This window comes from Pseudanabaena sp. CCNP1317, from assembly GCF_034931345.1.
Lineage (GTDB): Bacteria > Cyanobacteriota > Cyanobacteriia > Pseudanabaenales > Pseudanabaenaceae > Pseudanabaena > Pseudanabaena galeata.
Map to the genome: position 1 here is coordinate 73389 of NZ_JAYGIF010000060.1, position 12886 is coordinate 86274.

17 protein-coding genes and 1 tRNA gene are annotated in these 12886 nt (G+C 41.4%); 11 read left to right on the forward strand and 7 right to left on the reverse strand.

What is annotated here, in order from left to right:
- Positions 1-3 precede the first annotated feature (3 nt).
- The 6 genes from VB775_RS13230 to VB775_RS13255 all read left to right on the forward strand — a co-directional run bounded on the left by VB775_RS13230 (position 4) and on the right by VB775_RS13255 (position 2465).
- The gene (locus tag VB775_RS13230; RefSeq protein ID WP_281007373.1) at positions 4-336 is read left to right on the forward strand and encodes a DUF6883 domain-containing protein; all 333 of its coding nucleotides are present in this window, start codon (positions 4-6) and stop codon (positions 334-336) included.
- Positions 337-348: 12 nt separating this feature from the next.
- Positions 349-570, forward strand: a complete 222-nt coding sequence (locus VB775_RS13235; RefSeq protein WP_281007372.1) for a DUF4926 domain-containing protein — start codon at positions 349-351, stop codon at positions 568-570.
- 70 nt (positions 571-640) lie between these two features.
- The gene (locus VB775_RS13240) at positions 641-856 is read left to right on the forward strand and encodes a type II toxin-antitoxin system HicB family antitoxin (protein ID WP_281007371.1); all 216 of its coding nucleotides are present in this window, start codon (positions 641-643) and stop codon (positions 854-856) included.
- Between the two features lie 125 nt (positions 857-981).
- Positions 982-1263: a hypothetical protein gene (locus VB775_RS13245; protein WP_281007370.1), complete on the forward strand. Its 282-nt coding sequence runs from the start codon at positions 982-984 to the stop codon at positions 1261-1263.
- Positions 1244-1681 carry an HNH endonuclease gene (locus VB775_RS13250; RefSeq protein WP_281007369.1) on the forward strand — a complete coding sequence of 146 codons (438 nt, stop codon included), beginning with the start codon at positions 1244-1246 and terminating at the stop codon, positions 1679-1681. The genes VB775_RS13245 and VB775_RS13250 overlap by 20 nt, the downstream gene beginning before the upstream one ends.
- A gap of 358 nt (positions 1682-2039) precedes the next feature.
- On the forward strand, positions 2040-2465 hold the full coding sequence (locus VB775_RS13255; protein ID WP_281009449.1) for a transposase: 426 nt from the start codon (positions 2040-2042) through the stop codon (positions 2463-2465).
- Positions 2466-2674: 209 nt separating this feature from the next.
- Here the strand turns inward: VB775_RS13255 and psbO are convergent, their stop codons facing one another.
- Positions 2675-3517: a photosystem II manganese-stabilizing polypeptide gene (gene psbO / locus VB775_RS13260; protein WP_281007368.1), complete on the reverse strand. Its 843-nt coding sequence runs from the start codon at positions 3515-3517 to the stop codon at positions 2675-2677.
- Between the two features lie 233 nt (positions 3518-3750).
- On the opposite strand from psbO, the gene VB775_RS13265 reads away from it, so the two are divergent.
- The gene (locus VB775_RS13265; RefSeq protein ID WP_281007367.1) at positions 3751-4071 is read left to right on the forward strand and encodes a hypothetical protein; all 321 of its coding nucleotides are present in this window, start codon (positions 3751-3753) and stop codon (positions 4069-4071) included.
- Positions 4072-4166: 95 nt separating this feature from the next.
- Here the strand turns inward: VB775_RS13265 and petG are convergent, their stop codons facing one another.
- The 5 genes from petG to VB775_RS13290 all read right to left on the reverse strand — a co-directional run bounded on the left by petG (position 4167) and on the right by VB775_RS13290 (position 7202).
- Complete coding sequence (petG, locus tag VB775_RS13270; protein ID WP_071590170.1) at positions 4167-4265, reverse strand: cytochrome b6-f complex subunit V; 99 nt, start codon at positions 4263-4265, stop codon at positions 4167-4169.
- Between the two features lie 208 nt (positions 4266-4473).
- Complete coding sequence (locus VB775_RS13275; RefSeq protein ID WP_281007366.1) at positions 4474-5904, reverse strand: hypothetical protein; 1431 nt, start codon at positions 5902-5904, stop codon at positions 4474-4476.
- A gap of 102 nt (positions 5905-6006) precedes the next feature.
- Positions 6007-6390, reverse strand: coding sequence for a lactoylglutathione lyase (gene gloA, locus VB775_RS13280; RefSeq protein ID WP_281007365.1), 384 nt, complete (start codon positions 6388-6390; stop codon positions 6007-6009).
- Between the two features lie 57 nt (positions 6391-6447).
- The gene (locus VB775_RS13285) at positions 6448-6897 is read right to left on the reverse strand and encodes a DUF3531 family protein (protein ID WP_094534993.1); all 450 of its coding nucleotides are present in this window, start codon (positions 6895-6897) and stop codon (positions 6448-6450) included.
- A 71-nt stretch (positions 6898-6968) separates the two neighbouring features.
- Entirely contained in the window at positions 6969-7202 is a 234-nt protein-coding gene (locus VB775_RS13290) for a hypothetical protein (protein ID WP_281007364.1), read from the reverse strand.
- Between the two features lie 179 nt (positions 7203-7381).
- Between VB775_RS13290 and VB775_RS13295 the strand changes: the two genes are divergently transcribed.
- From VB775_RS13295 to VB775_RS13310, 4 genes are all read left to right on the forward strand, one after another.
- On the forward strand, positions 7382-8872 hold the full coding sequence (locus tag VB775_RS13295) for an LCP family protein (RefSeq protein WP_281007363.1): 1491 nt from the start codon (positions 7382-7384) through the stop codon (positions 8870-8872).
- 323 nt (positions 8873-9195) lie between these two features.
- A complete protein-coding gene (gene miaB / locus VB775_RS13300) occupies positions 9196-10548 on the forward strand; it encodes a tRNA (N6-isopentenyl adenosine(37)-C2)-methylthiotransferase MiaB (RefSeq protein ID WP_281007362.1) in 1353 nt (450 codons plus the stop codon).
- A 77-nt stretch (positions 10549-10625) separates the two neighbouring features.
- Positions 10626-10697: transfer RNA gene (locus tag VB775_RS13305), tRNA-Lys, on the forward strand.
- Between the two features lie 146 nt (positions 10698-10843).
- A complete protein-coding gene (locus tag VB775_RS13310) occupies positions 10844-12004 on the forward strand; it encodes a glycosyltransferase family 4 protein (RefSeq protein WP_281007361.1) in 1161 nt (386 codons plus the stop codon).
- Between the two features lie 62 nt (positions 12005-12066).
- Here the strand turns inward: VB775_RS13310 and VB775_RS13315 are convergent, their stop codons facing one another.
- Positions 12067-12192 (reverse strand): hypothetical protein, encoded by a 126-nt coding sequence (locus VB775_RS13315; RefSeq protein ID WP_281007360.1) that lies wholly within the window; start codon positions 12190-12192, stop codon positions 12067-12069.
- Between the last annotated feature and the right edge of the window lie 694 nt (positions 12193-12886).

Consider the following 12886-nt stretch of genomic DNA (forward strand, 5'->3'; position numbering starts at 1 on the left):
ACCATGAAACTTCCTAATCCTGAACAAGCCATAATTGACTCCGAAAAATTATCAGGATATTGCCTCAATCCCGAACATCCCGATGGTCAACACAAAGCGCGAGTCTTTCAGTCAGTTTTGGGGCTAAAACAAGAAAATGAAGAAGAACTCCGCAACGCACTAAAAGAAGCACTCAAAAATTACAATGCAGCTTTTGAAAGACAAAATAGTTATGGCAAAAAATATATAATTGACTTTTCGATGAACAGACGAGACAAGCAAGCGATCGTTCGTAGCGTCTGGATTGTCCGTTTTGAAGAAAATTTTCCCCGTTTAGTCACCTGTTACATACCTTAAAAGGAGATAATCATGAAATTATTAGATGTAGTTGCACTCTTAGAAGATGTTCCCAATTGCCATTTATATCGAGGACAAGTCGGCACAATTGTAGAAGTTTACGAACCTAAAGTCTTTGAAGTCGAATTTAGCGACCTCAATGGCAGAGCCTATGCGATCGAAACCTTAATAGAGAGACAGCTAATGGTTTTATACCATCACCCTATCCAAGAAAGGCAATTAGTTGCTGCCTAGATTTAGGTTTGTCAGTCTCAACAATCTCGCATCACTAACGCCATCCTTGGATATTATAAACTCAAAGAAAATGACACCAATTAAATACGAATTAATTGTTTATTGGAGTGAAGCCGATGAAGCTTTCATCGTTGAAGTTCCCGAACTTGCAGGCTGCATGGCAGATGGACAAAGCTATGCCGAAGCCGTAGCCAACGCTGAAATCATCATTCATGAATGGATAGAAACGGCGAAAACACTAGGAAGAATCATCCCCACGCCCAAGGGACGGTTGATGTACGCCTGAATTACAGCAAATGATTATCAAAAAACCTGATGATATAATTCAGATCGCCACAAGGATGCAATCTCGACAACTAAAAAAAAGAAAAAAGCGCAAGTACTAAATCTATCGTAACCAGAAACCTAGCTATGAACACAGCCACTAAAACCATCAAAGTTTACGATGAAATTGTTGACTTCATTGCGTCTGGTACAACTCCCCAGAGCCTCATCGACTTTCATCTCTCCGAAACAGCCCAAGAACGTTTAGAAGATTTAGTTCATAGTGCTAAAAACAATGAACTTACAAAAGAAGATAAAAGAGAATTAGAGAAATATTTAGTATTAGAACATATCCTCAGACTCGCTAAAGCTAAAGCCTACAAGTATATCGACACTGGAATTAAAGAAAATGCCGCGATCTTACATTAGTGCTGAGTTGCGGCGCTTGGTTGCACAACGTGCAGATTATTCATGTGAATATTGTCTGATTGCCGAAGAAAATACGCCATCTTGTCAGGTGGATCACATCATTAGTGTGAAACATGGCGGTGACTCGACAGCCGAAAATCTTTGCTATGCTTGCCTATACTGTAACCTGCAAAAAGGCACAGATCTAGGCTCGATTAATTGGCGAAACGGCGAACTAGTCAGATTCTTTAACCCTCGCCGAGACTCATGGAGAGAACATTTTCAACTAGATGGAGCGATAATTCGATCAACTACAGATATCGGCGAAGTCACCGCAAGAATTCTTGATTTTAATGATGAAGATCGTATTTTAGAGCGACAAATACTCATCGGAAATAACAGATATCCATCAACAGCAGCTAAAAAGAAAATGGACTAAATCGCCAACAATTCCCCATAGCTAAAAAGTAAATTGCCTGTCGCCTGATATCTTGGGTTTTGTAACAAACTCACTAGTTTTGTCCGAGCCTCCTTCCTCTGACGATCTTAGTTCAGCAAAGCCAGAAAATAATCCGCCACAGTATTATAAGTTCCAGACTGAATCTGTCCTTGAACATAAGACTCAAATTCTTGTGGTATTGGAAAACTTACATTCATAAACCTTTTCAAGATGAATAAAATACTACCAATAATTTTAGTATTAGTCGAGAACTAGGAGCAGACCATCCGACAACTCAAAAAGCGATCGGTTGGCTTCAGGAGATCCGTGATGCTATGTAAAATAAAAAGATAAAGCGATATACAAAGCACAATTACCATCTACACAGGAACGTGTAATTCAATTGGCTAGTGCGGGTAATTCTGAAAGTACTGTGGCTTTTCTAAAATATTTACAAAGTCAGAATCAAGGCAAGCGAATTGCTATCATCTGGGACGGTGCTAGTTATCATCGTTCTCAAGAGGTAAAAAATTATCTTGCTCAAACCAATCGAGAGCTTGACGAGTCAGATTGGAAAATTACTTGTATCCGTTTTGCACCTAACGATCCCAAACAAAATCCTATTGAAGATATTTGGTTACAAGCAAAGCGCTTCATTCGTGAGTTCTATCATTTATGTAAATCTTTTGCGACAGTTAAGTTCTTTTTTGAGTTTTTTACTCATCGACAAATCTTTAATTTCCCAAAGCTTTTTATCTATGGCTTTTTCTCACAACTCATTTAGGATTGCTATAGATAGGACAAATCAAAACCAAAAAGATGAGTGGCGGCGCGAAGCGCCGCCACTCATCTTTTTGGTTTTATGTCCTAAGCAAAACTTACGTTGCTATACAGCTCCAAAAATAATACGCCTACAACTGAGGTTATTTTATGAAATAAAAAAGGAGGTCTTAAAATAATAAGACTCTCCTTTTTTTAATCTTTGCTTAAAGGTTAAGAATTAACTTTGCCGTAGAATACGCCACGAATAATTACTTCCTTGGGTTCAACACCGCCAAGGTCATTATCAGAGGTTTGCTCAGTCTCAAAAGTACCAGCAATTTCGCCAGTATCAGCATTCAACTTAGCGATTTGTAAAGACATCGTACCTTTGGAGGTAGAGTCATCCTTAACACTTCTGTTATCAAAAGAGTTACGCTTCGCAGGTAAAGCTTCAGCAGAGTCATAGCCGATCGCTAGACCACGTCCCTTAGGATCGATAAAGCCAGAACCACGATAGGTCGGTACATCAGTAGAACCAACAAAGTCAACCGATGTGGTAATGCCATTTACCCCAGGAGCGGTTTTGGCATTGAAACCTTTAATAGTGAACAAAATTGCTACTAGCTCACCACCAGGCATCTTGACAGTGATGGGTTGATAGTCTAAGCCATCGGTTTCCACTAAGCTGAGGCTACCGTCACTGTTACCAGTTACAGTTGCCTTCACAAAGTCAAGGCTAGAGGTGGAGCGAGTCATCAACTTGCTAGCTACAAACTCAGATTTTTTGCGCTTATTATTGGATTCCTCTTTAACAAAAAACGAGGTTGGCTCTAGGCAAAGCTCTGTAATTTCTACAGATTGACCTGCACCAACGGGAATAAAGTTACGACCACCGCGAGAAGAACCCAAAATGTCAGAACATTTGTTTGCCAAGCCAGTATTAACAATTTGGTCGTAGGTCAGGCCAGGTTCAACAGCAGCGATCGCGTTAGTTGCAAACACGCCGCTTGCTACTAACATACATAAACTGATACACAATGTAAAAATTGCTTTCGTAAAACTACGAAATTTCATAAATAACCTCTTCTTAATTTAACGGGATTTAACGGGTAGTATTTTAGAGTTAGAACAGATCGCGCAAAGCGCAGCCTATGATAACTCTGTAAAAAATACGATCTAGTTTGGGATTTTAAATTGAGATCGTTAAGGAGTTGGCTGTGCTTTAGACTAGCCATAGAGGTTAGCTAACTAAAGACTTAATTTGTAAAATTCCAATCATCATATTATCGCGCACGAGGGTACTTAGCTTGGCACAAACAGAAATCCAATCACAACAGGGGCAAATTGCTGATTTATCTGAGCTTGAGACGATCAGCGATCGCCTATTACAAATTGCTCAGGATCAGCAAGGCAATCCAGCCAATCTTTTGCAAATATTACGTGTCTTAGAATCAATCCATAAGCGCATTCGTGACGATTTATTTCAGCCTGCTTTACCGACTAGTCGGCATGAGCTATTTAATCTTTTGCGCGATATTGAGACAAATGGGGGCTGGCCGCATATTTATCGGATGAAAATCCATGAGATTTGCCGCTACTTAACCCAGCCTGAAGATTTAGAAGAATAAACCAAAATTTCTATCAAAGTTCAAACTTAAAGTTTGTACCAAAAAGCAGAAGATGCATTTTCAGCCTCTTCTGCTTTTTGATTTTTATGTTGTGACTAGACGCGACGATATTGCTGATAAGCAGCAAAGAACAGTCCGCCGAGGGTAATGAAAATAAGACCGAGGCAAATGCCTGACAAAATTGGTTCTACCATAAATATTTATTAAACTCACTGACTTATATAGTTTACTTTAGCAATTCTCTTTATGAAAATCAGTTTTGATTTTTTTATAGCTATAGTCACTTGCAATAGAACAAATCAAAAGCAAATAATCGAGTGACGGCGCAAAGCGCCGTCACTCGATTATTTGCTTTAAGAGTAATATGGAGGCGCAAAGCGCATCCATATTACTTAGCCGACGTTAGTTAGTAGGTGTAGGAGTCGCGGCTGGGTTAGGTGACGTCACAGGCTGAGGCACAACAGGCTGAGGCGGCGCTGGTTGTGGCTCTACTTCTCCATTCAGAGCATTTGGAGCAGGCTGAACCAAAAACAATTGTTCAGTGCTGGCATACAATTTCTGTGCTAGCAGATCATTGGCAGCTTCAGTGAGATGGATCGGATCGATGAAGGCTTGTTGGTTTGTGTTTTGAAATAGCTGATAGAAATTGACAAATTTAGTCTTGAGGGGACTATTGCTCAGAGCCTGTTCAGCAACTTTGTAAGCATTTGTGATGCGATCGCGATATTCCTTACCTAGAGAGTTCAGGATGCCTTCTTCTTCCTTAGTTAACGACTTTTGCTTGCCTGTGATTTCTGGCTGAAGAATGATCAAAGCAGGGATACTGTTAGCTAGCCTCGTCATTTGCTGAGTATTGTAAAGATAGCGTTCGACCCTTTTCTGAATTTCTTTAGGATCTTTGCTAAGCTGTTCAGCATTAAAAACTTGATATTCAGAGCTGAATGTGGTGATATTGGCAGGAACCACCCATTTTTGCCATGCTTTGACTAGATATAGCGAATTTAGCCAATTATTAAACTGTTGGGTTTGATGTTGACGATATTGGGCAAGTGGATCGCGTAGCATTTGCTCAACGTTTCCGATTTCACGCGCAGACTGATTACTAGGCGATCGCAAATCTTCGTAGCCATCAAGGATCAGCAGAGCATTAGGGCTATAGGCCATCACCTTATGGGATAGCAGTGCTAATTCGTTACCAGAGCTATAGCCTGGAGCCGCCGCCGCGATCACTCGATAGCTGCCATCACGAATACGTGGTGGCAAAGTTCGCATTGCTTCAATTTGATCGGCAAAGTAGGGAATTTCCTTGGGCTTAAACTTTTCGGGACTGCTATTTTGAGCGCGGACGCGATCGTTGAGCAATTTCTCAATTTTAAAAGCCAACGCCTTTTGGTTCTTTTCCGCCATGTTGGTAAACGCGGTGGAACTACCAACTAAAAACACACGGATTTCGTTAGCAGGTTTGTCAATAGGCACGGATGAATCTTGGCGGAAGCCCTGATCGTTAATTTGCCAATATTCACTATTCTGACTAGGCAGCAATTCGTAACCCAACAGCGGACTGCGTTTTATATGGAGTTTTCCAGAATCTGGTAATCCGGGGTAGTTATTACCGTTAGAGTCCTGCAACTTAAAGGCGTAGGACTGAGCGATCGCCACAGTTTTATTGGGGCTGAGTTGGTTGGTACTACCTGTTGCTAAAACTGCTCCTCGCGCAATTAGTTCCGCCAAAATCAATAGCAGTGGCAAACCAATCAGGATCAGAAGTAGGGTATTTCGCAACCAAGATTTGCGCTTGGATTGCCAAGAAGTTGTATATCGGGGTCTACGCATGACTAGGCTACTGGTGTGCAGCTTTACAGCTTATAACAATTTATATCTCTTATATCTCAAACTCAAATATTAAGTTGGGTTGGCGCAAAGCAGCAATTGAACTTATTTGAGTTGAATTAACTCGATTTTATAACCGTCGGGATCTTCGACAAAGGCTATTTCCGTTGTGCCATGCTTCATGGGACCAGGTTCACGGGTGATTTTACCGCCCTTGTCGCGAATTGCTTCGCAAGCGGTATAAATGTTTTCCATTCCCAACGCAATATGCCCGTAGCCAGTACCAATGTCATAGGCGTTGGTATCCCAGTTATGGGTTAGCTCGATAACGGCATTGCTTGATTCGTCGCCATAACCGACAAAGGCGAGGGTAAAGCGCCCGTTAGGATAGTCTTTGCGGCGCAAGATCTTCATACCAAGGATGTTGCTATAAAAATCAAGCGATCGATCTAGATCTCCAACTCGAATCATTGTGTGTAAAACGCGCATTTTAGTTCTCCTTTAAAATTTTTTGTCAGAGATATGCTTTGCATATCTCTGAACATTTTAGCGATCATAATCTTCATCATCTAGACTCTTAGGCTCAACCAACCAGTCAGAGTTTTGTCCGCCAATAATTACTTCTTCGATCGCTACATATTCTTTATCAAACTGACGCAAAGCATTTACTAAGGTATCGATCGCGATCGCATCAGTTGTACCTAGATCAACCCAACATCTTGCCCATTCGTTTTCGTACTCTAGGTCAGTCATATTATGCATAACTGACATCATCTCGTCATCGGCGGCTTGGTTGTCATAGTCAAAATAACTAACATCCACCCCAGATTCCAGCACCTGCATATTACAAGCATTGAAACCGCCTAGTTTACCCAGCAAAAACCAAGAGTTAAATACTTCGTCTAACAGTTGTTTTTCTTGCTGAGATGGAATTTCACTAAACTTGATCCAGATCCATAAGTCGAACCAATCACATTCTCGAAATCTAACTTCCATAACCAACTTGTAGATCTTTCAAAAATCTCGATAACAACATGTCGATACTAGTTTAGGCGATCGCGCCTCAACTATCTTTTGAAAACTGCGGATACTACTGTGATTACTGTGGCACTGGCAATTAGTCCAAATGCTAAGTTAACTAGTGATTGTGTGGCTTGTCTGTAGGTATCAAATTTATCGTCTGACTTTTCAATGCTTGCGTCTAGCCTCTCGACATCAGTTTTTAACTCTGCAAGGGATTCTAGTACTTGTTTCTGAAATTCTGCTTCCGATATGATTTTTTTTGTTATATGTAGTATCATCCATCCAAACAATTTGCATAACTAGGCTTTCTACTACTCTTGTAAGATGTTTAGCGGTTTGTAACGATAAGTTACGATACAGTGCTAGAGTTAAATGCAAATTAGTCTAAAACACTTAAGAACCCTATACGAAGTTCCTGAGTAAGTTATAAGCAATGTGTTGAGTCCCATCTTTGCTCATGGGTGGGCGATCGCTGAAGCAAACGTTCAGTCGTGAGGAGTATTCCCTACCTGTGGCAACAAATCCCATCAATTTAGGTAAGTCAAGTTTGTCTAATAAGTCGTCTAAGCCCAAAACGGCTTCACTTAAGCATAAATGGACACTTTTTATAGTGTTGTTTGTGGCTCTGTTGTCGGGGGGGCTAGGTGCAGGCTTAGCATTTGTATTAAGTAGTAGACCATTTCAGCAACGTCAATTATCTGCTGATGAAGCATCTGTATTTAATCGTAATTCCGATGATATAACTTCAGCGATCGCAGGTATACCCACACTGACTCGCCCTGTTAATATCCTAGTGCTTGGCACAATCCTGCTTACCTCTGATTTACCCGATGCTCAATCCAAACCTAAAGGCAGATATTTAGCTGAGGTCGAAGATAATCTCAACGGGCTGAGTGACGCAATGTTACTGATTCGTTTTGATCCTGCTACTAAAAAAGTCGCTGTCCTATCGATTCCCCGTGATAGTCGTGTCGATATTCAAGGAGTAGGCAAAACTAAGATCAATTATGCTAACTATGTAGGTGGAGCAGCTTTATCTGCTCAGACAGTGAGTCAAGTATTGGGAGATATTCCCATTGATCGCTACCTTCGTTTTAACGTCAATGGATTTGGCAAACTGATCGATGCTCTAGGTGGTGTTGAGATCCATGTCCCGAAAAAGATGAAGTACCAAGATGACAGCCAACGTCTTTACATCAATCTCAATGCAGGACAGCAGAAACTAGATGGTAGCAAGTCAATTCAATACATGCGATTCCGTCACGATGTTCTTGGCGATATTGGTCGTGTACAACGTCAGCAAACCTTTTTCCGAGCTTTCATCGATCAGAAGCTTAAGCCTGAAGCGATCGCTAAGCTTCCTGAAGTTCTAACTATTGTTAAGGAAAATATCGATACTAATCTCTCAGTTGAAGAGTTGCTTGCCCTCGCTGGCTATACATCTAAGATTGATCGCAAAAACATCCAGATGCATATGGCTCCAGGTCGATTTAGTAATACAGGAGAATTTGACAATCTGAGCTATTGGATTCTAGATAATCGACGACTTGCCACCATCATGAATCAAAGCTTTGGTGTGATGAAAAGAGCCGATACAAGTCTTGAGGACAATACACCTCAAATGCTGAGAATTGCAATCCAAGATAGTACATCTCAGCCAGAAGGCTCCAAGAAAGCCACAACTGTTTTGTCTAGGTCAGGTTATGCTCAAGTATTTGCTGCTAGTGAACGCTGGTCTAAACCCCTTACAAAGACACAGATTATTGCTCAAAATGGGGATAGGGCAAGTGCCGAAAAATTACGTGATGCTTTAGGAGTAGGGGAAGTCTTAGTCGAATCAACGGGTGATATTGAATCAGATATTACGGTTCGGGTGGGGAAAGACTGGCTTGAGGCAAATAACATTCCTCTGAAACCTGCTAAACCGACACAAACTAAACAGCGTTAAATGAAGAGAGAATGTAAAGCCTAGTCTCTTCTTTAACGCTATCATCGCTCATCCACCTTTTACAGCGCTTTGCACTCAAAACCAAACCAAGAAAATTCTTGAAAGCATTGCAAAGCAAAGCTTTCAAGAATTTTCTTGTGGTTCGTTTGATCGGTAATTGTTGTAATAAGCTACAAAATTTTAACAGCCAAAACAGTAAAAGCCTAGCTTTGCGAGGCTTTTACTGTTTTAGCTCCTATATCGAACTCACGTTAAACATTACAATCAATGCTGAAAGATATTAGAATAGGACAGCAACAATCTCGGCTTGGTTAAACACTTTCATGACTGCTCAGAAATATCACATCGTCACCTTCGGCTGTCAAATGAACAAAGCCGACTCCGAGCGCATGGCTGGCGTTTTGGAAGATATGGGCTATCAGTCAACCGAGGAAAGCGAAACAGCCGACCTGATTTTGTATAACACTTGCAGCATTCGTGACAATGCCGAACAGAAAGTTTATTCTTACCTAGGACGACAAGCCAAGCGCAAACGTGACAATCCTAAATTAACCTTGGTTGTGGCTGGCTGTGTTGCCCAACAAGAAGGAGAGTCACTCCTGAGACGAGTACCTGAACTTGATCTCGTCATGGGGCCTCAACATGTCAATCGCCTTGGCGATCTGTTGGCACAAGTATTTAACGGTAATCAAGTAGTTGCCACTGAAGAAGCCTATATCGAGGAAGACATCACCACCCCACGCCGCAATAGCTCCGTGTCTGCTTGGGTAAATGTCATTTATGGCTGTAATGAAAACTGCACCTATTGCATCGTCCCCTCAGTACGTGGTCGCGAGCAATCACGTACCCCTGAAGTGATCCGTCAAGAAATTGAAAAGTTGGCGGCTCAAGGTTACAAAGAAATTACTTTACTTGGTCAAAATATCGATGCCTATGGGCGCGACTTACCCGCAGGTGGCATCGGCGCAGGGATTGGTGGCAAGATTACCTTTACCGACTTACTTTACTACGTCCATGATGTCGAAGGGATCGATCGCATTCGATACGCCACCAGTCACCCTCGTTACTTTAGTTCTCGCTTAATTAAGGCTTGTGCTGAATTGCCAAAGGTTTGTGAACATTTCCATATTCCTTTTCAGTCAGGCGACAACGATATTCTCAAAGCAATGGCTCGCGGCTATACCCATGAGCGCTACCGCCGCATTATTGACGATATTCGCGAGATTATGCCCGATGCAGCAATTACTGCTGATGCGATCGTTGCTTTTCCGGGAGAAACCGAGGGGCAGTTTGAGCGTACAGTGCAGTTGGTCAATGATATTGGCTTTGATTTGGTGAATACAGCCGCTTACTCACCCCGTCCCGGCACACCTGCGGCGGTTTGGGAGCACCAGTTGAGTGAAGCAATTAAAAGCGATCGCCTTCAGCGTCTTAACCATGCTGTTAATCAAAATGCAGCTCTGCGATCGCAGCGTTATGCAGGACGTATCGAAGAAATTATGATCGAAGGTACAAACCATAAAAATCCTAACCAAATTATGGGACGTACCCGCACTAATCGGATTGCCTTTACCGAGAACACAACGGGCAAATCATTAGCTGAACTAATCGGTCAGACTCTTTCGATAAAAATTACTGAAGTGAGGCCCTTTAGTTTAACTGGTGTAATTTGCTAAATGCATGTTAGACTAGCCAAGCGCGTAAAAAAAACATATGATGAATGCATATAAAAGTTTACGTTCGTCACTCAAATGGGTCGCTAGCTCAACGGTAGAGCACTCGGCTTTTAACCGATTTGTTCCGGGTTCAAATCCCGGGCGACCCATAAAATACACCAGAACAGCTAGCACTTCGTGCTAGCTGTTCTTTTTATATTGCGACCGCAACACAATTACGTTGAAAGATAGCCCCAACACTTCGCGCCGCCGCTAGTTTTGGTATTATACCTTTGGTAATAATGTGGTGTAGTTCATGCATATTGCATGGTTAGGTAAAAAATCGCCTGCTTGTGGCAACGTGACCTATAGTCGCGAAATTACAAATGCGTTACTCGATCGCGGACATCGTGTCAGCTTTATGCATTTTGCCCCTGAGAGTGATGCAGACCATGAGGAACTAGAAGAACATGCTCAAGAAACGCAGGATGTTGCTTTACCGTTCCTCTATAAATCCACTATTTACACGGTTCCATCCTTAAGAGCCAATAAGATTCTCGTCGATTCTTTGCGATCGCTCAAGCCCGATCTGATTCATGCATCCCTTGCCATATCTCCTCTCGATTTTCGATTGCCAGAAATTTGTGCCGAACTCGATTTACCCCTCGTTGCTACCTTTCATCAACCCTTTGACCTGAAGCGGCGTAACCTTGCCTCTAGTACGCAGCAACTCACCTATCAAATTTATGCCCCATCCTTAGCAGACTATAATCAAGTCATTATCTTTTCTAATATTCAAAAAGAACTTTTAAATAAATTAGGAGTTCCCAATACCAGAATTGCTGTTATTCCCAATGGAGTTGATAGCGATCGCTATTCTCCAGGTGCTTCAAATATTAAAGAGGAACTGAAAGCTGATGTACTTTTTCTCTATCAAGGTCGTTTAGCTGCGGAGAAAAATGTCGAAGCTTTACTCAAAGCGTGGCGCAAATGCCGAATGCCAGAGGGTTGCAAACTGGCGATCGTTGGGACTGGCCCTTTGTTAGCAGGTTTGAAGACTTTTTATGGCAACGATCCCAGCATTGTTTGGATGGGATATATTGCCGATGAGCAGAGACGAATTGAGATTTTGCGCGGGACGGATGTATTTATCTTACCTTCATTAGTGGAAGGTTTATCGCTTTCGTTGCTAGAGGCGATGTCCTGTGGAGTTGCTTGCATTGCAACCGATGTGGGTGCGGACGGGGAGGTCATAGAGAATGGCGCGGGAATTATTCTTGATTCCCATAAAGTAACTTCGCAGCTTTGTACGCTTTTACCTCTATTTGCTGATCATCCAGAGATGGCGAAAATTATTGGCATAAAAGCAAGACAAAGAGTTTTAGATCGCTATACGCTGGTGAAAAATATCGATCGCTTAGAAGTTCTTTATGAGCAAACCATGAGTCAGCAATGGGTTCGGGTTAGTGCTTTCTAAAAACTTCTGCTAATAAAAAAGAGGGCATATGATGCCCTCTTTTTTATTAGCTTATTTGTGGATTAGACAGAAGCCAAAAATGTTTTCTTGTATTCAGTGATCGCTTCCTTCAAGATTGCTTCGGTATCCTTAGTCAAGGTCTTCTCAGACTTAACGATTTCGGAATATTTAGGCTTGCTGGTTGCCATGTAGTTATACCAGTTTAATAAAGTTTGGCTACACTTTGTTGAACTCAAAGAAATACTGGGTTTTATTTTTAATTCTCTGAAGTGTAGTCACACTTCAGAGAACTGGTATTACGCGAACCGTTGTTGAATGCGCTAACTTGCTCAAATGGACAACGTTGAGGCATTTGAGATAAAGATGCGATCGCGCCAATTCAAGGATGAAATACTCTCCAATAATTCAGATGCAATAAAATTAACATCTTGCCCTTGTTTGGCGGCTCTACTATAGAGCAATGCTTCTAATTTGGGATTAAGGGTAACAACTATTGATATAGAAATCCTCTTCTAGCACGAAGTTTCTAAGATAATTATAGCTTTAGAAAATTAATCTCAGCGATCACCTATCCACCCAAAATTAATAACAATACGATCGCCTATTCATTCAAATCACTAAACAGTAATCGCCTACTTGCTAAAAATTAAAACAAGGCGATCGCTTCAATCAAATAATTCAGGTATACAATCACAAGAAGAGTTATATCAATTCGTAGCCTAAACTAATACGGTGAGTATCATGACATCAACAGTACCAGAAGTGTTGAATGATAGAAAAAAGCTAGAAAAACACGCTTCTAATTTGATAAATTAGAAGCGTCAAAACAAAAAATAATGTTAACAATGTTATCTAACTTCCCTAAGATTGTCAAACAACTAC